This is a genomic window from Anabaena sp. 90 (assembly GCF_000312705.1).
Lineage (GTDB): Bacteria > Cyanobacteriota > Cyanobacteriia > Cyanobacteriales > Nostocaceae > Dolichospermum > Dolichospermum lemmermannii.
The window spans coordinates 2,116,502-2,139,303 of the sequence record NC_019427.1 but is presented as its reverse complement, the minus strand read 5'-3'; the positions used below and the strand labels follow the sequence as shown (position 1 = coordinate 2,139,303).

General features: G+C 39.0%; 23 protein-coding genes. 10 read left to right on the top strand and 13 right to left on the bottom strand.

Annotated elements, in window-relative coordinates:
• Positions 1-49: 49 nt before the first annotated feature.
• Complete coding sequence (gene zds, locus ANA_RS09495; RefSeq protein WP_015079855.1) at positions 50-1,489, bottom strand: 9,9'-di-cis-zeta-carotene desaturase; 1,440 nt, start codon at positions 1,487-1,489, stop codon at positions 50-52.
• Positions 1,490-1,546: 57 nt separating this feature from the next.
• On the opposite strand from zds, the gene ANA_RS26515 reads away from it, so the two are divergent.
• Positions 1,547-1,825, top strand: coding sequence for a hypothetical protein (locus tag ANA_RS26515; protein WP_083881450.1), 279 nt, complete (start codon positions 1,547-1,549; stop codon positions 1,823-1,825).
• Here ANA_RS26515 and ANA_RS09490 read toward each other — a convergent pair.
• The gene (locus tag ANA_RS09490) at positions 1,793-1,963 is read right to left on the bottom strand and encodes a ribbon-helix-helix-containing protein (protein ID WP_015079854.1); all 171 of its coding nucleotides are present in this window, start codon (positions 1,961-1,963) and stop codon (positions 1,793-1,795) included. The two genes, ANA_RS26515 and ANA_RS09490, sit on opposite strands and share 33 nt — an antisense overlap.
• A 371-nt stretch (positions 1,964-2,334) precedes the next feature.
• Positions 2,335-3,951: a DUF6930 domain-containing protein gene (locus ANA_RS09485; RefSeq protein WP_015079853.1), complete on the bottom strand. Its 1,617-nt coding sequence runs from the start codon at positions 3,949-3,951 to the stop codon at positions 2,335-2,337.
• Positions 3,952-4,250: 299 nt separating this feature from the next.
• Between ANA_RS09485 and ANA_RS09480 the strand changes: the two genes are divergently transcribed.
• Both ANA_RS09480 and ANA_RS09475 read left to right on the top strand, forming a co-directional pair.
• On the top strand, positions 4,251-4,607 hold the full coding sequence (locus tag ANA_RS09480; RefSeq protein ID WP_015079852.1) for an iron-sulfur cluster assembly accessory protein: 357 nt from the start codon (positions 4,251-4,253) through the stop codon (positions 4,605-4,607).
• 176 nt (positions 4,608-4,783) lie between these two features.
• Positions 4,784-5,215: a tetratricopeptide repeat protein gene (locus ANA_RS09475; RefSeq protein WP_015079851.1), complete on the top strand. Its 432-nt coding sequence runs from the start codon at positions 4,784-4,786 to the stop codon at positions 5,213-5,215.
• Here the strand turns inward: ANA_RS09475 and ANA_RS27535 are convergent.
• Positions 5,201-5,341: a hypothetical protein gene (locus ANA_RS27535; protein ID WP_213719139.1), complete on the bottom strand. Its 141-nt coding sequence runs from the start codon at positions 5,339-5,341 to the stop codon at positions 5,201-5,203. The genes ANA_RS09475 and ANA_RS27535 overlap by 15 nt on opposite strands.
• A gap of 196 nt (positions 5,342-5,537) precedes the next feature.
• On the opposite strand from ANA_RS27535, the gene ANA_RS09470 reads away from it, so the two are divergent.
• Entirely contained in the window at positions 5,538-5,789 is a 252-nt protein-coding gene (locus tag ANA_RS09470) for a hypothetical protein (RefSeq protein WP_015079850.1), read from the top strand.
• Between the two features lie 388 nt (positions 5,790-6,177).
• Here the strand turns inward: ANA_RS09470 and ANA_RS09465 are convergent, their stop codons facing one another.
• The 7 genes from ANA_RS09465 to ANA_RS09435 form a co-directional block, all read right to left on the bottom strand.
• Positions 6,178-6,447, bottom strand: coding sequence for a hypothetical protein (locus ANA_RS09465; protein WP_015079849.1), 270 nt, complete (start codon positions 6,445-6,447; stop codon positions 6,178-6,180).
• 85 nt (positions 6,448-6,532) lie between these two features.
• Entirely contained in the window at positions 6,533-7,567 is a 1,035-nt protein-coding gene (gene chlG, locus ANA_RS09460) for a chlorophyll synthase ChlG (RefSeq protein ID WP_015079848.1), read from the bottom strand.
• A 92-nt stretch (positions 7,568-7,659) separates the two neighbouring features.
• Positions 7,660-8,760, bottom strand: coding sequence for a Get3/ArsA fold putative tail anchor-mediating ATPase NosAFP (locus ANA_RS09455; protein WP_015079847.1), 1,101 nt, complete (start codon positions 8,758-8,760; stop codon positions 7,660-7,662).
• Positions 8,761-8,845: 85 nt separating this feature from the next.
• Positions 8,846-9,037, bottom strand: a complete 192-nt coding sequence (locus tag ANA_RS09450; RefSeq protein WP_041457884.1) for a cytochrome b6f subunit PetP — start codon at positions 9,035-9,037, stop codon at positions 8,846-8,848.
• Positions 9,038-9,162: 125 nt separating this feature from the next.
• Positions 9,163-11,859, bottom strand: a complete 2,697-nt coding sequence (cphA, locus tag ANA_RS09445) for a cyanophycin synthetase (protein ID WP_015079846.1) — start codon at positions 11,857-11,859, stop codon at positions 9,163-9,165.
• A 173-nt stretch (positions 11,860-12,032) separates the two neighbouring features.
• Positions 12,033-12,896 carry a cyanophycinase gene (locus tag ANA_RS09440; protein ID WP_015079845.1) on the bottom strand — a complete coding sequence of 288 codons (864 nt, stop codon included), beginning with the start codon at positions 12,894-12,896 and terminating at the stop codon, positions 12,033-12,035.
• Positions 12,897-13,376: 480 nt separating this feature from the next.
• The gene (locus ANA_RS09435) at positions 13,377-13,556 is read right to left on the bottom strand and encodes a hypothetical protein (RefSeq protein WP_041457881.1); all 180 of its coding nucleotides are present in this window, start codon (positions 13,554-13,556) and stop codon (positions 13,377-13,379) included.
• A 72-nt stretch (positions 13,557-13,628) separates the two neighbouring features.
• On the opposite strand from ANA_RS09435, the gene trmD reads away from it, so the two are divergent.
• The 6 genes from trmD to ANA_RS09405 all read left to right on the top strand — a co-directional run bounded on the left by trmD (position 13,629) and on the right by ANA_RS09405 (position 19,800).
• A complete protein-coding gene (trmD, locus tag ANA_RS09430; RefSeq protein WP_015079844.1) occupies positions 13,629-14,324 on the top strand; it encodes a tRNA (guanosine(37)-N1)-methyltransferase TrmD in 696 nt (231 codons plus the stop codon).
• Between the two features lie 201 nt (positions 14,325-14,525).
• Positions 14,526-15,011: a 2-C-methyl-D-erythritol 2,4-cyclodiphosphate synthase gene (gene ispF / locus ANA_RS09425; protein ID WP_015079843.1), complete on the top strand. Its 486-nt coding sequence runs from the start codon at positions 14,526-14,528 to the stop codon at positions 15,009-15,011.
• Between the two features lie 4 nt (positions 15,012-15,015).
• Positions 15,016-15,507 carry a type I restriction enzyme HsdR N-terminal domain-containing protein gene (locus ANA_RS09420; RefSeq protein ID WP_015079842.1) on the top strand — a complete coding sequence of 164 codons (492 nt, stop codon included), beginning with the start codon at positions 15,016-15,018 and terminating at the stop codon, positions 15,505-15,507.
• The gene (locus ANA_RS09415) at positions 15,488-16,108 is read left to right on the top strand and encodes a PIN domain-containing protein (RefSeq protein ID WP_015079841.1); all 621 of its coding nucleotides are present in this window, start codon (positions 15,488-15,490) and stop codon (positions 16,106-16,108) included. The genes ANA_RS09420 and ANA_RS09415 overlap by 20 nt, the downstream gene beginning before the upstream one ends.
• A 27-nt stretch (positions 16,109-16,135) precedes the next feature.
• Positions 16,136-17,920: an ABC transporter substrate-binding protein gene (locus ANA_RS09410; RefSeq protein ID WP_015079840.1), complete on the top strand. Its 1,785-nt coding sequence runs from the start codon at positions 16,136-16,138 to the stop codon at positions 17,918-17,920.
• 98 nt (positions 17,921-18,018) lie between these two features.
• The gene (locus tag ANA_RS09405; RefSeq protein ID WP_015079839.1) at positions 18,019-19,800 is read left to right on the top strand and encodes an ABC transporter substrate-binding protein; all 1,782 of its coding nucleotides are present in this window, start codon (positions 18,019-18,021) and stop codon (positions 19,798-19,800) included.
• Positions 19,801-19,882: 82 nt separating this feature from the next.
• Here ANA_RS09405 and ANA_RS09400 read toward each other — a convergent pair whose 3' ends face one another.
• Positions 19,883-20,812 (bottom strand): mechanosensitive ion channel family protein, encoded by a 930-nt coding sequence (locus ANA_RS09400; protein WP_015079838.1) that lies wholly within the window; start codon positions 20,810-20,812, stop codon positions 19,883-19,885.
• A gap of 36 nt (positions 20,813-20,848) precedes the next feature.
• Positions 20,849-22,513, bottom strand: a complete 1,665-nt coding sequence (locus tag ANA_RS09395; RefSeq protein WP_235082002.1) for a mechanosensitive ion channel family protein — start codon at positions 22,511-22,513, stop codon at positions 20,849-20,851.
• Positions 22,514-22,802: the final 289 nt, after the last annotated feature.

Genomic DNA, 22,802 nt, shown 5'->3' with positions numbered 1-22,802 from the left:
CCTGTCACCTGTCACCTGTCCCCAGTCCCCAGTCCCCAGTCCCCAGTCCCTACTTCTTCAAACTTTCGAGAATTACCTTAGCCGCACGTTTTCCAGAAACCGTTGCCCCTTCCATGCTGTCAATATAATCTTGTTGAGTATAACTCCCAGCTAGGAAAAAGTTAGGAATAGGTGTTTTTTGATCGGGACGGTACGCATCCATTCCTGGTGCTTCTCTATACAAAGATTGAGCCAATTTAACCACACTGTACCAAGTCATGTTTAAATCTCTTGACGAAGGGAACAGTTCATGCACTTGTTTAAGGACGTGGTGAGCAATTTCTTCATTATTTTGCTTAATAAAAGGATCACCCGGTGTCAATACCAGTTGCAACAATGAACCCTCCCCAGGACGATAATAATCTGCGGGACTAGTTAAAGCCAAATCCGCAAAACAGGAAAAATCAGCATCAGCGGTATACAACAAATTATCTATCCCAGTCGCATGATTTAGCTGTTTGCGTTTTTCCTCATCTCCCAGTTCTGTCACCCAACCATCAAAGCGTAGCTGCACTGTAGCGACTGGAACAGCATCTAACTTATAAATGTTATCAAATTCTGGCCATTTCCGCCAAGGTTGGGGTAAAACTCGCTGAATCCCTGGAACATCACAAGCACAAAGATAAGCGTCAGCGGTAATTACTGCTTCTGTGTCACCTTGGGCAACTAATATACCAGTAACGTGAGTTTCGTCGCCAGACTCAGCAAACTGAATTTCTCGGACTTGACGACGGGTGTATATTTTTGTGCCTCTTTCTTCCAAGTATTTAACAATAGGTTTGTGTAAATATTCGTGAGGTGAACCTTCCAGCATTCGCAGAATTGAAGCTTCTGTTCTGACTGCAAAAAACTGGAAAATTGTCAACATACACCGGGCGGAAATATGATCACAATCTATAAATCCCAGGGCGTAAGCAATAGGATTCCAGAGACGTTTAATGCTACCTTTACTACCACCGTGACTATAGAACCAGTCAGAAAAACTGATTTTATCTAATTTGCGAATAGTTTTCATTGCCCCATCAAAGTCTACCAAACCTTGAACTATGGGGCTAGTACCCAGAGCGATCGCATTTTGGAATTTATCCCGTAATGAAAGTTGGGAAGTAGTAAAAAACGCCTTTAATCCGTTAAAAGGCGCACCAGTAAAAAAGCGAAAATCTAACGCCCCAGTTTGTCCACCTTTATTGATAAAAGTATGACTATGTTCTTTGAGGCGTAAATTATCCCCAGCCCCCACTTTCTCCATCAATGCAAACAGATTGTAGTAGCAGCCGAAAAAGACGTGCAGCCCCATTTCAATATGATTGCCGTCACCATCTACCCAACTGCTGACTTTACCACCCACAAACGGACGAGACTCGAAAATTTCTACCTCACAGCCCGCATCTACTAAATCTACAGCAGTTGCTAACCCAGCTAATCCCGCACCCACAATTGCAACGCGCATTCCCTCGTTCCTTGTTCAGTTTCTTTACAAATTGTAACTGAATTGGTGGCTGGTTAGTTGTCAGTAGGGGCGAAGCATTTGGAAGATAAATTATCGGTCATTGCCAAAAATAGTTCTCCAAATGCTTCGCCCGTACAGTTGCCAGTTGTCAGTTGCAAAAGAATATTTCTCTCCCCTGCCTCCCCTGCCTCCCCTGCCTCCCCTGCTCCCCCTACTCCCCTACTTCCCCTACTCCCCTACTTCCCCTGCTCCCCCGACTCCCCTACTTCCCCTGCCCCCTGCCCCCTGCTTCCCTGCCCTCTATCACCCTCCGGCCACTTCTTCCCCCTGGGGTAAACTTCTAATCAGTTCCCGAATTACATCTGTTGCTGGTCTACCTGTCTGTTGACAATATTTTTCTAGTTTCTCTGCTTCTTGTGTTGCGAGATTAACTGTTATGCGTTTAACTGCCCATTTTTTATTTGTCATTATCATGCACTTTGCTGTATATTAACTTGATTTAGAAAGTTCGGTCACTCAAAACAAAAATGATACTATGAAAGTTAGTCGGAATTAACAAGGTAACAAAAACACTAATCTTATTTAAAATTTTCAGTTTGTCAACTACCTACCAAAATTTTTTTTGCGATGATTTTGCTTGAATACGGGAAATTTCTGGAGATTTGCACCATGAGTGTATTTTATACCAATTTAAGATGAAGCTGTATTGAATCAGATTTCTAGAATTATTGACCGCGGATAAAGACGGATGAATTCATGGATTTTATGATTCTGTGCAGCCTCTCATCAAGTTGGTATTAGATATCCTGTAATTTAATTCATAAATTTTAGGTATATCTATTTTTTTAGTCAAGTGTTTCTAAGTTTAATTCTTCCGAGGAAAGTACATTAGCTTCTAATAGAGCCATCATATCTCGTAATTGAGGATTACCACGAGCAGTCCCGGTCAATCCTTTGGCAATAATTAAACCGCAATGGCCTTTGGTATTTTTACACCGCTGATGCCATTTTTTCTTAGCTTCTATGTGAACTGGATCATCATCTAAAAATTGCCCAAACAAAAATAATTCATTATTATGTGTTTGCAATAAACCTAAGTCATAGAGATCATCATCCACAGGATCGGTTACCGTATGAAAACAGATGGCGTTTAATCCTCCAGCAGCTTGAATATTTTCAATAATTCCTTTAGCTTTAGGGCGAGAGGTTTGAATGACAATTACAGGTAAACCGTCCCCTTTTAGTTCAAATTCCCCTGCTGCTTGGTAATTAGGCGCTTGACGCAGGTAATTTAATGTTTCCCAGGGTAATACTCCCAAACTCATGAAAGCATCTTCAGGGATTAAGTCGTCTCTGAGGGCTTCAAAGATGGAATCATCTTCATCTTCATCATCTTCGTCATCTAAATCAAAACCAGCCATTTCTTCTAATTCTGCTGTCAATTCTGGCATAGTAGAAACGGTGACAGTTAAAGATTTACGCCTTTTGTCGGTTTCTGGTAGGGAAATTCGATAACGTTGACTCAGGGTAAGAAAATCTTCGTCGTATAATTGCCGATGGTGGTCATGCAGAAACCGCAATAAACTTTCTACAGCAACAAAAGTTAGTAGTGCTTCTTCTTCATACAAAACGGAACGTAATCCTTCTAGGGGATGAATATTTCCGAAGGTAGGTTCAATTTCTGAAAGTGGCATTTGTGCCAAATTTCCTAGATCATCATCTTCGTTTTCGTGCAAGGAATCAAAGGTGAGAAATAAACAATCTTGTTTGAGGAAGGCTTCTTCTAAATCTTGCTGAAGTTCATCTTCATCAGCTAAAACAGCAGCCCGAAACCGCTTGAGGGAATCTTCCGAACGATAAAACAAAATTCCATATTCAATTCCTAGCATTCCCATGACTGAGGCATAGAGTTTCTCTACATCCCATTGATTAATCTCTATGGATAAAATTTGCTGTTCTTCTAAAAATCTCCAAGGGGCAGATTGCCAAACTTCTAAGGCTTTATCATGGAGGAGTTGGGCGTATTTGGGTGGTAAATCGGGAATTTGGCTATCAATGACTTCGGCAAAAGAACGAAATAGTTCGTCAATTATGGGTAATTCTGGTACGTAGTCAATGGCAATATCTAAGTCTTGCAAGACTCCGCGCAGGTAAAATTGAATTTCCCGGTCGCGGACAACTATTCTTTGCGGTCTACCGGGTTTGGCTGGACTTTGGGGATGTTCTATTGCCTGCATGAGGGTACGCACAATGGCTTCTGGTCCCAGGGCGGGATCTACCATGTCCATGCTTCTCACAATGCCTTCTGAGGCATCTACCCAAAGAATACAATCTCCTTTGGCATCTGGGTCTGTAAAGGGGGTGTGTGGTGATGACAATGGACGGCGATCGCCCTCCCATACAGAAGGAATCTGGGGTAATTTCTGCAACCGACGACTGGTAGAGCGATTAAAACTTGTCATAGAGTAAGTGAATCAAAACAAAGCGATTGAAAATTAGAGTTTTGGGAATGGTTAATCTTTCAACACACCGAACCCCTCAATTCTAGAATAAAAATCTGAGGTTGCTAATAAACACAGCAACAGTTGACACAAACAGGGATTATTCTAAAATTTTCTCCTATCTTTCCATCTTCCCATCTTCTTATGCTTTTTTGCCGTCGGAATGTCGCTAAAATGAATACAAAAACATTCATAGCAGCCCAGAGGTACGAGAATGCCTGATGGGGTATTGATAAAACTAGTTCAGGAGTTAAGAATTTATGACACAAGCAACTCAAACTCAACAACGGGGAATTCTATTATCTGAATCTGCATTGCGTCAGGTTAAGTCTCTTCAAGATAAGCAAGGGCAAGATCTATGCTTACGGGTGGGAGTTAGACAAGGTGGTTGTTCGGGAATGTCTTATATGATGGATTTTGAGGATGTCAGCAAGATTAACCCTGATGATGAGGTTTTTGATTATGATGGCTTCAAAATTATCAGCGATCGCAAAAGTCTACTTTATCTTTACGGCTTAATGCTCGATTATAGTGATGCCATGATTGGTGGTGGTTTCCAATTTACTAACCCCAATGCTGCCCAAACTTGTGGTTGCGGTAAGTCTTTCGGCGTTTGACACTCCCCGGTCTAAAGACATTGACACCTAAAATTTTTTGGAATTTTCAGGTATCAATTCCGAGGTTTTCAGCATATTTTTTGATAAGTTAGGAGTCAGAAGTCAGAAGTCAATTAACAACTGACAACTGACCACTGACTAAGAACAACTGACAACTGACCACTGACTAAGAACAAATGACTAATACAATTGATTCCGTTGATTCCCTATTTGATAAAGGTTTAGAACGCTACAAGGCTGGAGAATCTGTAGAGTCACTGATTCCTGTATTTAAAGAGGTATGCGATCGCTCTCCTAAAGCCAGTTCAGCCTGGGTTTGTCTCGCTTGGTTATATCTTCTTGATAATAAAGGTAAATTGGCTTTCAACGCTGCTAATAAAGCTGTGAAACTCAATCCCCAAGATCCGCAAGGAAGAATTAATCTGGCTTTAGCTATGTTAGAAACAGGTCAAAAAGGTTTACGGGAACACATTGATTTTGCACAACAATTGATATTTGTCAATGAAGAATGGCAGGAAGAAGTTAAAAATAGCATTGAAGATGGTTTAACCAGAAAACCTGATTGGAAAAACTTAGCCAAAGTCAAAAAATGGTTATTTGAAAAATAGGGAACAGGGAACAGGGAGAAGATACTTCCAATTAACAACTAACAACTGTACGGGCGAAGCATTTGGAGAACTATTTTTGGCAATGACCGATAATTTATCTTCCAAATGCTTCGCCCCTACTGACAACTAACAACTGTACGGGCGAAGCATTTGGAGAACTATTTTTGGCAATGACCGATAATTTATCTTCCAAATGCTTCGCCCCTACTGACAACTAACAACTGTACGGGCGAAGCATTTGGAGAACTATTTTTGGCAATGACCGATAATTTATCTTCCAAATGCTTCGCCCCTACTGACAACTGACAACTGACCAATCAAAATGAAAGACAAATTATTAAACTGGCTCAACTTAATCTTAGTCGCTGATGTTTTTTTAGTGATTTTAGGTTTTGCGTGGCTTGTTATAGCCGTGATTGGTGATGCTTCGGGAATCAATTTAGGTTTAGATTTGTGGCACAAACTCTGGATGCCAGTATTTAATCCTGCTATTGGTATATTGATGGGTGGTGCGCTATTTAGTGGCATTATTAGTTGGGTATCTAAGAAACTGACCAAAAATGAGTTGTCTTGAATTTTACTCATTTTCAAATAGCTGGATTAATCGGCTGAAAGGGTTTAGCAATGCTCATTGGTGTCAACTTAACGTAAAACCCATAGCCCGACTGGGAATGATAGCGCAGCGTGGCGTAAGCCATATTCCCAGTCTAATAGCGCAAGTCATCTTTAGATGACTGAATACTAGGAAAATGTATTAGTCCGTTTTAACGGACTTGATCTATTAGACAGGGAATTTATTCCCTGGTGGGTGTGGAACCCAAACAAATAAGCCACTTGTACTGAGCTTGCGATGCCCTGAGCCTGTCGAAGGGTCGAAGTATCTGTAGCCTAAGTTGACACAAGTAAGCATTGCTAAACCCCTACAAATAATCCACAACAAATAGAAAGCCCAGAGATAACAATTAATTTGATTGATAATCTTGACAACCAATTGCTTCTTCTGTATTCGCAATGTATGGATTTACTGTACATTTAAGACGATAATTATTAGTAAAAAATTGGCAATTAGGACAGGGGATTTTGTGCATTTCTTGAGCAATTTTAACAGTCTCTTTTGTTGCTGTCCATAAATTCAAAAATACCAAAACCATCACAGTCCAAGATGTGATAAAGCAAATCGGAATCAAGAATGCTTTTATTCCCTGAATTAGAAAAGATATAAAATTCAACATGGCAATTTATAAAATAAGTGAGGAGTTAGAAATTAATATAACTCCTAACTCCTCATTGCTCACGTCTAGCTGAAGATATATTCAATTAAACGCCAGCGTGACCTAATGCAATACCTGTTACCAACATTCCCAAAACCAAAAACGGTTGGGCACTGGCTTGATATTTGACATCATTGGCTATGGGATCACGGAGAAAATACATATCTTGGAAAGTGATTTGGGGAATGATTAATAAGACGAGAATTGCTGCATATAAATTCTCGTGAATACTCACCAAATAACCTGCCACCAAACCTTGAAATAAATCAATCATGACTACACAAATCAAAGCCGCAGTTTGGATGCCAAACATAACTGGTAATGATTGTAGTCCTAATTGGCGATCGCCTTCCACACTCTTAAAATCATTGACAATGGCAATACCCAAACCAGCCAAACTGTAGAATAGAGTCAGAATCACAATTTTCCAATTCAATTCTCCAAATAAAGCATGACCAGCCCACCAAGGTAAAGCAATGTAACTTGCACCCAAAGCATAATTTCCTAACCAACCATTTTGTTTTAATTTCAATGGTGGTGCAGAATAGATATAGGCGATAAAAGTCCCAAAAACGGACAACATTAAAACAGTAGGAAATTGATGACCTGCCCATAAATCTAAGGTATAAGCCACCCCACATCCTAATAATAGTAAAAGCACGAATTGGCTAATTACTTGCTTTTCAGAAATTCTCCCCGAAGGTATGGGACGGTAAGGCTCATTAATCGCGTCAATTTCTCGGTCATAATAATCATTGATGGTTTGGGTATAACCTGTCAACAAAGGACCAGAAAGCAACATACAAAGGGCAGACTTCAAAACATTTTCTAAAGTCCAAGTGTAGTTACCAGAAGAAGCCGCACCGCAGACCACACCCCAAATTAGGGGAATCCAGGTAATCGGTTTCATCAATTGCAAGCGAATTTTCCAAATGGAAGTTTCCCCAGCACTTGCACCTTTCATTCCCAGCAATTGCCGAGTTTTCGCATTACGGTCTTCTGCAATTGTGACTTCTGGATTTGTTGATTCTATAGCCTCATTCGGCTGAGAATTTGGGTCAATGGGAGTTGATTCAGACATAAGGGGTAATGGTAATTGGTAATAGGTGATTGGTAATAGGTAATGGGTAATTGGTAATTATTGCCCAGTCACCAATCCCCAGTCCCCAATCCCTAAAAAGAAATTATCAAATAACTATTTTGAAACTTTGCACCAGTTACAGGTTTACCACTTAAAGCCGGGGGGAGGAAGATATTACGTCTTTGATCTCCGGCTTCTACTGTGACTTCTGGTCCCTGTTGAGTAAGTTTTACCTGTTTTTTGTCGAAACCAGGTAAAAATAAGCGGACTTGGCGATTATGTACGTCAATTTCAATTGGTTGGTTAGCTTGTAATGCTTGCTCAACAAAGTTGGGTAAAGCATCTATCAGAGGTTGCCATTCCCCCTGGGAGACATCAGGAACTATGCTCACAGGTAGAGGTGCAAATTCCTGGGATAAGTTAGTATTTTCTCCATCAGCAACTAAGATTGCTCCACCAACAGTTAAACCAATTTGTTGGGCGCTTCCCCACAGATAGCGGGAATTTGCCACATCAATGGGTTCTGATGTTGTCACCAAAAAAGCGGCAACTCGCTGGGGATTAGCTAAAGCAGCTTTACCTTGTTCGAGAAAATTATTAACTTGGTTAGTGGGTTGAGAAAAATTATCAGCAGTCCAATTAATATTAAAAAGACTGCTAATTAAAGGTTGAATTAGGGGAGATTCGGTAATTGTTTTCCCTAAATCGGAATTTACGAACAATTGCCTAAATCGTCTCATATACCAACTTAAAGATTCTGGCATTCCCAACATTCGCAAGCTGGCAGCATCGCCTGTGCCATCATAGATAATCGCGTCATATTTGCCACTGGCATCATATTCACGAATCGCATTGAGAGCAAGGGCGTTGTCCATACCTGGTAATACCACCAGTTCCTGCCCATAAACCTCTTTCAAAATCGGTGTGCGGAGGTATTGAGCCTCCAATTTTTTCACTTCGTCCCAGTTGCGTTCTAGCAGTACAGATGCTTGAAACTGTACTGCTTGTAGATTAGGAGAGATTTCCTGGGGGTCAGGAGTCAGAGTAGTATTGAGTAGAATTGGCAATGTTGGATCTGCTAGTCCTGCTAGAAGTACCCTTTTGCCTTGTGTTGCCAAACTAATGGCTGCGGCGATCGCTATCTTACTGCGAGCGATGCCGTTTTTGCCCAAAAATGTCAGTATCAAGGCCATTACTCAATTTCCAATTTTGCCGATCTTTTCAATAACAACTTAGCACTTAACCAATCTTCTTAGCCTCTACTGTAAGTTGTTTTGACTAGGCTGGTTTGATTTCATCTTCAAAAAACCAGGTGGAGAAGTTGTCATCAAACTTAACTACCACACCGATTCCCGCCCCGTCAGTGACTTTGTAGCCAGAGATCGTGCCAACTTTTCCCAGTTTTTGAGCGATAGTAGAGGATACGCGATCGCGCAAACGAATCACCTTAACTTTCTGTCCGATGTCCATGATCTAGTTACAATAAAATAATCCAAATCTCAGTGTAGCGGAATCTGTCACTTACCCACCATTAATTAACCCCCAGACTTAAATTATTCATCAGTCTGAGGGCAATTTACCAACAAGAGATGCTCCTAAATCAGTGTATTAATCGCCGAAGAAGAAGCTACACCATTTTGCGAATCATTGTTAGTTGATTGCTGTGGCTGGGTTTCTTCCTGTACACCTCGCATCTTAATTAACTTAATAGCCCGGTTCACACTTTCTGGCAAAACTACCACCAGACTACCATCAGGAGCCATGTCCAAGGCTTTGTTAATAGCTGTGGTTTCATCCAAAATTGATTCAAAGCGGTAATTAGGCTTAACTTGGGTAATGCCTTGAATAATCAAATCTGAAGCTGAACCACGAGGTCTACCTCTAGTATCATCATCTTCTTTAATAATAATGTAGTCAAAGATATCTGCTGATAACTTACCTAGAGTCACAAAATCTTCATCACGGCGATCGCCCGGACCACCAATCACACCAATGCGCTGTCCCGTTGTCCAATTCCGAACAAATGACCCCAAAGCCTCATAACTAGCCGCATTGTGGGCATAATCTACCAAAGCATGGTGTTTACCCAAATTAAACAAATTCATCCGTCCTGGGGTCTGACTCACAGAAGCACGGAAGCCTCTTAAACCAGCCCGAATTTGCTCAATGGTGACATCTTGAACAAAAGCCGCCAAACTAGCAGCTAAAGCATTAGCAATCATAAATGGCGCTCTTGCACCCATTGTCAAAGGAATATTTTCTGCTCTTTCGATGCGGTGCGTCCAATCACCTTTGACAATAGACAGATAACCATGTTCATAGACTGCGGCCACTCCACCCTGTTGAATATGTTTCCGTACCAGATCCGAGTCTGGATTCATGGTAAAGTAGGCAATATTTGCCTTAGTCTTTTCTGCCATCGCTGCAACCCGGTGATCATCGGCATTGAGTACCGCATAACCATCAGGAAAAACAGCCTCAGCAACTACACTTTTGAGATGGGCTAATTGTTCAATAGTATCTATATCGCCGATGCCCAGATGGTCAGCAGACACATTTAATACCACACCTACATTAGCATTTTCAAAACCCAACCCAGAGCGGAGAATCCCACCGCGAGCCGATTCCAATACCGCTACTTCTACGGTTGGATCTTGAAGGATAACATGGGCGCTTTGAGGACCTGTATTATCTCCTGATTCTACTAAGAAATCACCGATATAAGTACCGTCTGTAGTTGTGTAGCCTACTACTTTACCAGTTTGCTTATAGATATGTGCTAACAGGCGGGTAGTGGTGGTTTTACCATTTGTGCCTGTGACAGAGAGCAGAGGAATCCGTCCAGATTGTTCATTGGGGAACAGCATATCCATGACCGCACCAGCGACATTGCGGGGGATACCAATGCTGGGGGCGACGTGCATTCGGAAACCAGGGGCGGCATTGACTTCGACAATTACCGCATCTACTTCTCGGAGCGGACGGCTAATATCGGAAGTGACAATATCTATCCCAGCTACATCTAAACCGATGATTCTCACTACCCGTTGTGCTAACCATATATTTTCCGGGTGAATTTCGTCTGTGCGATCTACAGCACTACCACCTGTACTCAAGTTGGCTGTAGCCCGCAGATAACACATTGCTCCCTGGGGTGGCACACTATTGATGGTGTAGCCTTGTCTATCTAGGAGTTGATAGCTGGTACGGTCTAGTTCAATCTTAGTTAAGACATTATCATGACCTTCACCGCGATTGGGATCTTGGTTTGTTTCTTCAATTAGCTCTGTAATCGTAGATTTGCCATTACCCACGACATGGGCGGGGATTCTCTCCGCTACAGCAACTACCTTGCCATTAACTACCAATACCCGATGATCTCGTCCTACATAATATCTTTCCACAATCACTGAACGAGAAACCTGTCTAGCCATTTCATAAGCGGCTTCTGCGTCTTCCCAATTACGGATATCAATGGTAATACCCCGGCCATGATTACCATCTGAAGGTTTAATCACGATGGGATAACCACCAACATATTCAACGGCTTCCTCTAAATCATCAAAGAAATTGATAACTGTCCCTCTAGGAACTGGAACACCGTTGGCATCGAGAATCCGTTTAGTAGCTTCTTTATCACCAGCTAGTTCGACACCAAGAATGCCTGTGTTATTGGTCATTGTGGCCTGAATCCGTTTTTGATGGATACCATAGCCCAATTGAATTAAGAATCTAGCTGGTAAAGGCATCCAAGGAATACCTTTTTTCTCCGCTTCTTTGATAATAGCTTCTGTTGAAGGTCCTAGCGAAGCATCACGCCAAAAGTCTTTCAGGTCTTGAACATCTTGCTCTAGTTCGGCTTTGGGATAACGTCCCCGGTCAATAATACTTTGACATAGCCTGACTGCTGCCCGTGCTGCATAGCGACCCGCCTCTTCATTTAGGTACTCAATCACTACCTGATAAATTCCAGGTGTGACAGTTTCACGGGTGCGACCGAAACCTACGTGCATTCCCGCTAATTCCTGGAGTTCCAAGGCTACGTGTTCCACTATATGACCCATCATGGTGCCTTCTCGCACCCGCATCAGAAAACCACCCCGACAGCCAGGGGAGCAGTAGTGACCCTCTAGGCTGGGGAGAGCCTCTACTAATCCTTCATAAAAGCCAGGGATTTCATTAGAGGGCGTTTCGGCAAGATTTTCTAAATCTAGGCGCATGACGATCAGCTTGTGCCGTCGAATGCTCCAGTAATTTGGGCCGCGTAAGGTCTGGATCTTGAGGATTCTCATGGGAATAGGTAGATGGAGATTCGGAACCAAAATTCTAGTTTCTTACTGGAATTGACCGCTAAACTGTTCATGTCAAACAGTTTTTTATGATTAGATATTATTTATCTAAAATCTGAAAACAGGAAGAAATCAGAGCGCGGTCAAATCATTGTCATCTGAGATACTCTATACCGTCAGCTAGAGATGCGATGCACAGCAGGTAAAACAGTACGTTGGTAAAGATGGAAGCGATCTCCGTAACTGAGGATATGTAGTCTTAAATTATGTAAAGTTAAGGGTTCGTTAGCACTAACATTGGGTTCATTGGTGTGGGTAAGTTCTGTAGGATCAACAATGGTGACACTCCCTTTGCCCATAACTTGTAACCAACCATCTCGTTCAAACACAGCACAGGTGTCTTCGTCAATACCAATGCCCAGTCTATCAGGGTGAGCAGCGATCGCACTAACTAATCTCCCCATGCGATTCCGGTTATGGAAATGTTGGTCAACGACAACTTCAGGAATGAATCCTAAGCCTGTTGCCATATCCACTAGAGAACGATTGGGGGTTTCACCACTGCCACCACCTGCGATCATGTGATGTCCCATGACGGCTGCTCCAGCACTTGTTCCTGCTAAAGTCAGTTGTCCGGCTCTCACCCGCTGGCGGATAATTTCCATTGCTGGTGTGTCGGAGAGGACTCCACAAAGACGCAGTTGGTCTCCTCCTGTCAAGAAGACACCACTACAGGCTTCGAGGGATGCTTTAATCTCCGGATTTTCGCATTGTTCCCGTTCCCGAATGTCTAAAATTTCAACCTTCTCCGCACCCATTTCTTCAAAAATGCGAACGTACCTACCAGCAATAATGGCAGGCTCACGGGAGGCTGATGGAATTATTGTAATATACGCCTTGTTACCACCAGCACGAACAAAAAAAGTTCTCAGAATTTCTCGTCCATGAACTTTATCTTCTGCGCCTCCGATAACTAGTACGGCGGTTTTAGTAGCTTGGGGTGTCCTCATTTCCAGCGATTTAACTTCTAACTGCGGCATTGTGTTTCTGCTTGAGGGAGTCAACAACTTCAGGTTAATTCAACAAGGGTTGCTACTTGTTAATTTTCGCCTTTTGCTTTAATGAGAGGACACTGCTTGACGCACACGATGCCTCAATTTTCTCATGTCCGTCATTCTCATGGCCAGCATCTTGTTTTTTACCTATCTACTTTTCCAGCCGGGAATTATAGTGCTAAATTAACTATAATTCCCTTCTGGATTTAGGTTTTAGTCGGCCTTGACACTCTTACTTCTGAGCTTGGCTAGATGCATCCCGGAAGTTGTTAACTTTGGTGGGATTATTAATTTAAATTTAGTAGTGACAATATTTAAACATAAATCAAGTAACTAGAAAAACTTTTGATCTCACTTGGAAACAGGAAACAGGAAACAGGAAACAGGAAACAGGGAACAGGGAACAGGGAACAGGGAACAGGGAATAGGGAACAGGGAACAGGAAACAGGAGAGAACTTCCTTCTTTATTCTTTCTTCTCTTTCTCCTGACTCCTGACTCCTGAACTCCTGACTCCTGACTCCTGACTCCTGACTCCTGACTCCTGACTCCTGACTCCTGAACTCCTGACTCCTGACTCCTGACTCCTGACTCCTGACTCCTGACTCCTGACTCCTGACTCCTGAACTCCTGACTCCTGACTCATGTGCTACGTTATCAGTTATTCTATTGGCTAGGTATCTACCCTTAATATTAGTTCTATCGAATACGAATTACTGTGCGTTTTGATATAGTTACACTTTTCCCTGACTGTTTCACGTCAATTCTCAATTCTGGTTTGCTGGCTAAGGCCTTAGCTAAACAGATTGCTCAAGTGCATCTAGTTAATCCCAGAGACTTTACCACGGACAAACACCACAAGGTGGATGATGAAACCTATGGTGGTGGTGTGGGAATGCTGATGAAGCCAGAACCGATTTTCGCGGCTGTGGAGTCTTTGCCGATTCTACCCCGTCGTGATGTGATTTTGATGAGTCCCCAAGGACAACCGATGAACCAGCCCTTGCTGCGGGAATTAGCCGCGAATTATGACCAATTGATTGTTATTTGTGGTCATTATGAAGGGGTAGATGACAGGGTGCTAAATTTGGTGACTCGTGAGATATCTTTGGGCGATTTTATCCTCACTGGGGGAGAAATTCCTTCTATGGCTTTGATTAATGGTGTGACGCGGTTGCTACCGGGAACTGTGGGTAAGGAGGAATCTCTCAAAAATGAAAGTTTTGAAGCGGGTTTGTTAGATTTTCCCCAGTATACTCGTCCTGCTAATTTTCGTGGTTGGAAAGTCCCAGATGTGCTACTAAGTGGTAATCATGCAGCAATAGCTCGTTGGCGTTTTCAACAACAAATTCAGCGCACTGCTTCCCGTCGTCCCGATTTGCTGAAAAAATGGCAAGAAGAGCAGGGGGAGTAGGGGGAGTAGCGGGAGTAGGGGGAGTAGCGGGAGTAGGGGGAGTAGCGGGAGTAGGGGGAGTAGCGGGAGTAGCGGGAGAAAAATATTCTTTTGCAACTGACAACTGTAAGGGCGAAGCATTTGGAAGATAAATTATCGGTAGTTGCGAAAAATGCTTCTCCAAATGCTTCGCCCCTACTAACAACTGACAACTAACAAACTATGAACATCAGAATTGGTAACGGCTACGATATACACAGATTGGTGAGCGATCGCAATTTAATTTTAGGCGGTATTCACATTCCCCATGAACTCGGCTTGTTAGGACACAGTGATGCTGATGTTCTTACCCATGCCATTATGGACGCGATGTTAGGAGCATTATCTTTAGGGGATATTGGTCATTATTTTCCCCCTACAGATCCAAAATGGAAAGGGGCTGATAGTCTTGTACTATTAGATCAAGTACATCAATTAATTCGTGACCAAGGTTGGAAAATTGGCAATATTGATTCTGTCGTTGTGGCTGAACGTCCCAAATTAAAACCCCATATTTCTAAAATGCGGGATAAATTAGCCGCAGTTTTAGAAGTAGAACCAAATCAAATTGGTGTCAAAGCTACAACTAATGAAAAACTTGGACCAACGGGAAGAGAAGAAGGGATTTGTGCTTATGCTGTAGTTTTGTTGGTGGCAGAGGACAATTAAAAATATGAACTTTATTAACTTTGCAGATCAGAAACAATATCGCCCTGATATTATGTTTACTAATAAAGATGATCAAATTATTTTATTAGTGGAAATCAAAGCTAAAAAACTAACAACAAGCTCGAAAGAAAATGCTATTTCTCAATTAAATAAATATTTACAGAATATCAGACTAGATATTTTGTTTGCTATGTTAGTTGATTTAGAAAAAATTAATATTTTTGCAGTTACAGATGATAAAAATATCCAAAATACACTTTTATCATTAAAAACTAATGACATACTAAGCAACTACGATCCAGAATTTAGCGAAAAAATGATCTTTGATTTTCATTTAGAAACACTTGTTAAATCTTGGCTGAGAGATTTATCATATCATTGGCATTCAGATACACCACCAGCATATAATCAATTAGCAAAAATTGGCTTATTACCATTATTAGAAGGTGGACATATTTATATTGAAGGAAATTTAGGTGCGGATACTTTATATTGAAACTAATTTTTTAATGGCAATTGCTAAAGGAAGAGACTTAGAAGCAGAAGAGTTACTGCGTAATCTACCATCGTCACTTCGTATAGCTATACCAGCTATTTGTTATCTCGAAGCTATTAATACATACAGAATAGATAAACAAAGTCAATTGAAATTCCGAGCAGAAATGGATAAACAGATTAATGAAGCAATGCGTGATAAAACTTCTAGTCATGCAAAAAATTTTTTATCACTTTTGGAAAAAGCATCTATTGAAAATACATACCTATTAAGTGATATACAAAATCGTTTATCCAAAACTATTAATTTATTAATTGCAAATTCAGAAACTATCAATTTTAATAACACCATAATTCAAGAAATTTCTGAACAGATTTTTATAGAAACAGAATCATTGCTAATCAAGAATGATCTCATGGATAACTTAATATTACAGTGTATTCTCAGTCATGCAAATCAGCATCCTACAGACGAGAAAATATTCATAAATGGTAACACTAAAGATTTTGGTAAACCAGAAGTAGAAAATATTTTAAATAATGCTGGAATAAAATACTTTAGTAATACTAAAAACTTTTTAGGTTGGCTACAGTCTCAATAATCATAAGTCCATTTTTGGTAATAAATTATGACATTAACAGAAAAATTATTCAATCTTACGAAACGCTTTTTCTTATTAATCACAATTATTGCTTTTACAGCAACAACAATTACCGCTTGTAACCCAATTCAATTAAAAACCAATGCGGCTCAAGTTTCGCAATTAGTCAGAAGTATTCTGAATGATCCAAAAACATTTAATGCGGCACTTGGTTCTGAATCACCAAATATTTTTGATCTTACTTATGAAGGATTATTAACGCAAAATCCTATTAACGGTAAAATAGAAGGAGCATTAGCTCAATCATGGGAAATATCACCTGATAAAACCAAAATTGCCTTTACCATGCGTGAGGGTTTAAAATGGTCAGACGGACAACCATTAACAGTTGATGATGTCGTATTTACCTACAATGATATTTATTTAAATGAAAAAATTCCCACAGATACTAGAGATGTTTTGAGAATTGGTAAAGATCGCAAATTACCAACTGTGAAAAAAATAGATAATAAAAGAGTAGAATTTAGTGTACCTGAACCATTTAGACCTTTTTTGCTAAATACAAGGGCATCTATTTTACCTGCTCATATTTTAGAAAAATCAGTGAAAACAAAAGATAAAGATAGTAAACTGGAATTTTTGAGTAAATGGAGTGTTGATACTCCCCCAGAAGAAATTATTGTTAATGGACCTTATAAAATTGAAAGATATGATACAAGTCAACGGATAATTTTTCGCCGTAATCCCTATTATTGGCGTAAAGATGCTCAAGGTAAATCACAACCTTATATTGAACGGATAATTTGGCAAATTGTGGAATCAACAGATGCTTCTTTACTCCAATTTCGTTCCGGTGATTTAGATTCTATTAGTGTTTCCCCTGATTATTTTTCGCTGTTAAAAGTTCAGGAAAAACAAGGAAATTTTACAATATATAATGGTGGTCAAAGTTCTAGCACTTTATTTCTTTCTTTCAACTTAAATAAAGGGAAAAGAAATAATAAACCATTAGTTGATCCTATTAAATCTCAATGGTTTAATAATGTCCAATTTCGCCAAGCGGTAGCTTATGCTATTGATAGACAAACCATGTTAAATAATACTTTTCGTGGTTTGGGTACTTTCCAAAATTCTTCTATTTCTGTTCTAAGTCCTTATTTTTTATCACCAGAAAAGGGACTAAAAGTTTATAAATATAATCCTGATAAAGCGAAGGAATTACTAATAAAAGCAGGATTCAAATATAATGACAAAAATCTTTTAGTGGATAATCAAGGTAACGAAGTCAGATTTAGTTTACTCACCAATGCTGGTAATAAAATTCGGGAATCAATGGGTTCGCAAATTAAACAAGATTTGAGTAAAATTGGCATTCAAGTTGATTTTACTCCCTTGGCATGGAATACTTTTATAGGTAAGATATCTAATACTTTAGATTGGGAGGCTGGTTTATTAGGTTTAATTGATGGATTAGAACCTAATGATGGTGCTAATGTTTGGTCACCTGACGGGGGATTACATATGTTTAATCAAAAACCCCAATCTGGACAAAAGCCCATAGAAGGGAGAGAAGTTGCACCTTGGGAAGTGAAAATTAATGAACTTTATATTCAGGGCGCACAGGAATTTGATGAGGTGAAAGTCAAGGAAATTTATGGGGAAAGTCAACAATTAACACAGGAGTATTTACCTTTTATTTATTTGGTAAATTCCTCTGCTATGTCAGCAATTAGAAATCGTTTTGAAGGTATCCAATTTTCTGTCCTTGGTGGTGCTTTTTGGAATATTCATGAAATTAAAGTTACGAAATAGGTAATAGTGAAGAAATTCTTACTAATTACCAATCACCAAAAACTTTCTAGGTTGGCTAGAGTCTAAATCATTCTCATATTAATATCTGGTAATAAACTATGACATTACAAAAAATACTCCATTCCACAAAACGCTTTTTCTTATTAATCACAATCATTGCTTTCACAGCAATGACAATTACCGCTTGTAACCCAACTAAATTAAAAACCAATGCGGCTCAAATACCCCAATTAGTAACGAGTATTCTCAGTGATCCAAAAACATTTAATGCTGCGCTAAGTTCCGAATCACCAAATATTTTCGGTTACACTTATGAAGGATTATTAACTCAAAATCCTATTGACGGAAAAATAGAAGGTGTGTTAGCCCAATCATGGGAAATATCACCAGATAAAACCAAAATTACCTTTACCATGCGCGAAGGTTTAAAATGGTCAGACGGACAACCATTAACAGTTGATGATGTTGTGTTTACCTATAATGATATTTATTTGAATGAAAATATCCCTACAGATACTAGAGATGTTTTAAGAGTCGGAAAAGATCGCAAATTACCAACTGTCAAAAAAATAGATAATAGAAGAGTAGAATTTAGTGTCCCTGAACCATTTAGACCTTTTTTACTAAATACAGGAGCATCTATTTTACCTGCTCATATTTTAGAAAAATCAGTTAAAACCAAAAATAAAGATGGGAAATTGGAATTTTTAAGTAAATGGGGTGTTGATACTCCTCCCCAAGAACTTATTGTTAATGGACCCTATAAACTGGAAAGATACGATACCAGTCAACGGGTAATTTTTCGCCGTAACCCCTATTATTGGCGTAAAGATGCTCAAGGTAAACCACAACCTTATATTGAACGGATAGTTTGGCAAATTGTGGAATCAACTGATACTTCTCTACTCCAATTTCGCTCTGGAGATTTAGATACTATTGGTGTTTCTCCTGATTATTTTTCTTTGTTAAAAGTCCAGGAAAAACAAGGTAATTTTAGAATATATAATGGTGGTCCGAGTTCTAGCACTTCCTTTATTTCCTTTAACTTAAATAAGGGAAAAAGGAAAAATCAACCATTAGTTGATCCTATTAAATCTAAATGGTTTAATAATGTGCAATTTCGCCAAGCGGTAGCCTATGCTATTGATAGACAAACCATGTTAAATAATACTTTTCGCGGTTTAGGTACACCTCAAAATTCTCCTATTTCTGTCCAAAGTCATTATTTTTTATCACCAGAACAGGGTTTAAAGGTTTATAAATACAATCCTGATAAAGCCAAAGAATTGCTACTAAAAGCGGGATTTAAATATAATGAAAAAAATCTCTTAGTAGATGATCAAGGTAATGAGGTGAGATTTGCATTGTTAACTAATGCTGGTAATAAAATTCGGGAGTCAATGGGTTCGCAAATTAAACAGGATTTAAGTAAAATTGGGATTCAAGTAGATTTTACACCATTGGCTTGGAATACCTTTATAGATAAACTTTCTAATACTTTAGATTGGGATGCTTGTTTAATAGGTTTAACAGGGGGTTTAGAACCAAATGATGGTGCAAATGTCTGGTCGCCTCAAGGGGGATTACATATGTTTAATCAAAAACCTCAAGCTGGACAAAAACCGATTGAAGGTTGGGAAGTTGCTGACTGGGAAAATAAAATTAATGAACTTTATATTCAAGGCGCACAGGAATTTGATGAGGTTAAATTAAAGGAAATTTATGGGGAAAGTCAACAATTAACGCAGGAGTATTTGCCTTTTATTTATTTGGTTAATTCCTATTCTCTCTCAGCAGTGCGAAATCGTTTTGAAGGTATTAAATTTTCTGCGCTTGGTGGTGCTTTTTGGAATATTCATGAAATTAAAATTACGAAGTAGGTAATTCGTCAGGCTTCGCCCCGCTTCGCTAACACGCAGAGGCGCAGAGGCTCAGAGAGTAAGAGTTTGAGCTATTGGTTTCTTATTGGGATATTTCATTTCTGTTGTCCACAAGTTTGACGTTAAATGCGGGTGTTTCTACTATATGAATGGTGGTGGACGCAATGCTTATACTTCCGTTTGTGTTGTCGAATTCGTCAAGAATCCGACTAAAGATGATATCTTTTTTGCCTCGACGTTGTTTGTAGTCCACTATATAACGCAGGGTAAATTCTAGCCAGTTGTCGTTAGCTGTTAGGGTGACAGCAGGTTCAATTTTGGCATCTTCAATTAAATATTTGTGTACCATGTGTTGCCATTGTGCCTTGGCTTGAGGCATATATTCCCCGACAACTTCGTTAGCTACCTGTTGCAGAATTTCTCTGGTTAAAGAGCGATCGCTCCCGTATTTTACTGGTACAGTAATTTCATCCCATACAAAGGGAAAATCTGCCGAATAATTAAATACGGGTTCTTTAAATACAAAACTATTAGCAATTCTCACAATACGACCATTATAAAGATCAGCTTTTACCCAAGCACCGCACTCCATTAAGGTAGTCCGCAAAATACTAATATCTATAACATCTCCCATTATCCCACCCAGTAATACTCTATCTCCTGGTTTGTAATATTGACCTAAGGAAATAGCTACCCAACCAGCAAAACTCCCAATTACTTCTTGTAATGCAAAGGCGACACCAGCACCAATTACCCCAAAAATTACTGTTAGTTTTCCCAGGCTATCACTAAATATCAAAACAATTAATAAAGCCATAATTGCATAGCCAATGAAGGTAATGGCTTTGCGGATATGATAGCGCAAATCACTGTCTTGAACTTGGCGCGGTAAAACTTGAGCTAAAATTCGGAAAACAATGGCAACTATAATAATTCCTGAAGTTACTTCAATCAATTTGACAACTATAGCATCCGCCAGTAAGTTTTGAATTGTCTTTGAAGCATTTTCCACAAGTTACTCCTTATTAAATAAAAAGTTAATTTACATTCATGAATCTGGTGTATTTTTACTGTTATCAGGGTTGAACAGATTATTTAAAGAAGATAGCCGAAATCCTGGTGATTTGTAATCTTGAGGCAAATAATTTTCTGGTATAGTCGTCTGATTACCGTCTCTGACAGCAGAGTAATGGGGAGACAGAATTTCAATTTCTGCTTCATTACATTTATCTTGAATGTTTTGGTGGAGTTCTGAATAAATACTTGCCATGAGTATAGGTTTATTGGTATAAGCATTTAATTCATAGCTGACATAAAAATCATCTAAACTGGTTTGGAATACAAAGGGAACAGGCTCGGCTAAAATATTATTTGTTGCTATTGCTGCATCAATTAAAACTTGATGAACTTTTCGCCAAGGCACATCATACCCCAGTGTGATTGTAGTATTTAATATTAGATAATAATTAGGGTCTTGTGATAGGGAACTATAGTTGATAATTTGGCTAGTTAATACAGTTCCATTAGGAATAGTAATGATCACATTTTTAATGGTACGAATGCGGGTAACTAGCAGGGTTTTTTCTACTATATCACCTATAGCGTCACCAATTTTAATGCGATCGCCTATTTGGAAAGCACGGGTATAAATAAGAATAGTTCCCGCGACAACATTAGTAATAACAGCCGTTGAACCTAATGAAAATAAAACACCTAAAAATACTGAGATACCCTGAAAAGCTGGTGAACCAAATCCTGGTAAATAAGGAAATGCTAAGACTAATGCTAGGGCGACTATAATTAAGAATACCAGTTTATAAGTTGGTTCTGCCCAGTCATTATAAAAGCCGGAAATGGATATATTTCCATTACCCAATTCTGTGAAAATATAGCGAATAAATTTAAGACTGTAGTGGGTAATGAAGAAAATTAATGCTAATGCAAATATATTAGGTAAATAATCGGCAAATGCTAACCAACTTTTATAAATTGCTCCTAGAAAATAACTAATAAGTCTAGAACTTATTTGTTTTGTCCAAGGAAAAAAACTTAAAACTAAAGAAATGTAGATATATAAAATACTAATTACTATAATTATGCAGATAATCTTAACTAGCCTAGTCACAATATTACTGACTCTAGCTGTGGGTAAAAGTTCTATATTTTGAATTCTTAACTCAGGAATTCTAATTCCTCTCCAATTTTGTAATTTAGTAATAATTCTGGGATAAACTTGATTAAACACTTTCAGGAACACGAATAAAATTACTGTTGAAATAAAAGTATAAAATAGCCCCTTCAAAATATTATATAAGCTACGTTCTTTTCTGTATTGATTGATGGCATTTCTAATTATTTCTATACATTTTTCTGCTAGTATTTGTCTTGTTTTATTTACAGCTTTAGCATCTTTGTCTGTGATGGTAAATAATGTTTTATCCCCTATGACAATATTAGTTGTATCTGAATTTTCTACAACTCGCAATTTATCCATAGATATTAATGGATCATTAGCAATTTTTTCTAGTCTATTGGTGACAGCTTGCGCTCGCGCTTGGTGAGAAAATGAACCGACATTTTTCTGAATTACAAATAGTGTTGTATTTCCTAATAACACAGGAGTTCCATCTATTTTATTCACAATTTCTGAATTTTGGGCAACAGGTATAGCTTTATCTTGAATAGTTACGGTTTTATCTTGAGAATAACCCATAGATATGTTGATTATAAAAATACAACATATCAGGCTAATCATGAATTTATTTAAAATATTTAGATACTTGTTTTTATTGGTGTATTTGTTCATGGTTTGATTAAATTTATGGACTTACTTAATCTACTTTTGATATGGTATCATTAAGGTTATAAACATAATCAACCTAAAAGCAAAGGCAATATTTTGAACAAATTTCGTACACAAGAAGCCGTGACAAGTAGGGGTTTAGCTTTTGCTTTACCCTTGCATAAATCAAACCGGATTCCTATAAAATAGATTTATAGTA

What these genes read in the sequence shown, in the direction of transcription:
- ANA_RS09455 (WP_015079847.1), bottom strand. Translation starts at nt 8,760, where the DNA reads ATGGCCTTGATACTGACATTTTTGGGCAAAAACGGCATCGCTCGCAGT.
- ANA_RS09420 (WP_015079842.1), top strand. Translation starts at nt 15,016, where the DNA reads ATGAACTTTATTAACTTTGCAGATCAGAAACAATATCGCCCTGATATT.
- ANA_RS09410 (WP_015079840.1), top strand. Translation starts at nt 16,136, where the DNA reads ATGACATTAACAGAAAAATTATTCAATCTTACGAAACGCTTTTTCTTA.
- ANA_RS09405 (WP_015079839.1), top strand. Translation starts at nt 18,019, where the DNA reads ATGACATTACAAAAAATACTCCATTCCACAAAACGCTTTTTCTTATTA.
- ANA_RS09470 (WP_015079850.1), top strand. Translation starts at nt 5,538, where the DNA reads ATGAAAGACAAATTATTAAACTGGCTCAACTTAATCTTAGTCGCTGAT.
- ispF (WP_015079843.1), top strand. Translation starts at nt 14,526, where the DNA reads ATGAACATCAGAATTGGTAACGGCTACGATATACACAGATTGGTGAGC.
- ANA_RS09440 (WP_015079845.1), bottom strand. Translation starts at nt 12,896, where the DNA reads ATGCCGCAGTTAGAAGTTAAATCGCTGGAAATGAGGACACCCCAAGCT.
- ANA_RS09480 (WP_015079852.1), top strand. Translation starts at nt 4,251, where the DNA reads ATGACACAAGCAACTCAAACTCAACAACGGGGAATTCTATTATCTGAA.
- zds (WP_015079855.1), bottom strand. Translation starts at nt 1,489, where the DNA reads ATGCGCGTTGCAATTGTGGGTGCGGGATTAGCTGGGTTAGCAACTGCT.
- chlG (WP_015079848.1), bottom strand. Translation starts at nt 7,567, where the DNA reads ATGTCTGAATCAACTCCCATTGACCCAAATTCTCAGCCGAATGAGGCT.
- ANA_RS09465 (WP_015079849.1), bottom strand. Translation starts at nt 6,447, where the DNA reads ATGTTGAATTTTATATCTTTTCTAATTCAGGGAATAAAAGCATTCTTG.
- ANA_RS09435 (WP_041457881.1), bottom strand. Translation starts at nt 13,556, where the DNA reads ATGAGTCAGGAGTCAGGAGTTCAGGAGTCAGGAGTCAGGAGTCAGGAG.
- ANA_RS09485 (WP_015079853.1), bottom strand. Translation starts at nt 3,951, where the DNA reads ATGACAAGTTTTAATCGCTCTACCAGTCGTCGGTTGCAGAAATTACCC.
- cphA (WP_015079846.1), bottom strand. Translation starts at nt 11,859, where the DNA reads ATGAGAATCCTCAAGATCCAGACCTTACGCGGCCCAAATTACTGGAGC.
- ANA_RS09490 (WP_015079854.1), bottom strand. Translation starts at nt 1,963, where the DNA reads ATGATAATGACAAATAAAAAATGGGCAGTTAAACGCATAACAGTTAAT.
- ANA_RS09395 (WP_235082002.1), bottom strand. Translation starts at nt 22,513, where the DNA reads ATGGGTTATTCTCAAGATAAAACCGTAACTATTCAAGATAAAGCTATA.
- ANA_RS09450 (WP_041457884.1), bottom strand. Translation starts at nt 9,037, where the DNA reads ATGGACATCGGACAGAAAGTTAAGGTGATTCGTTTGCGCGATCGCGTA.
- ANA_RS09475 (WP_015079851.1), top strand. Translation starts at nt 4,784, where the DNA reads ATGACTAATACAATTGATTCCGTTGATTCCCTATTTGATAAAGGTTTA.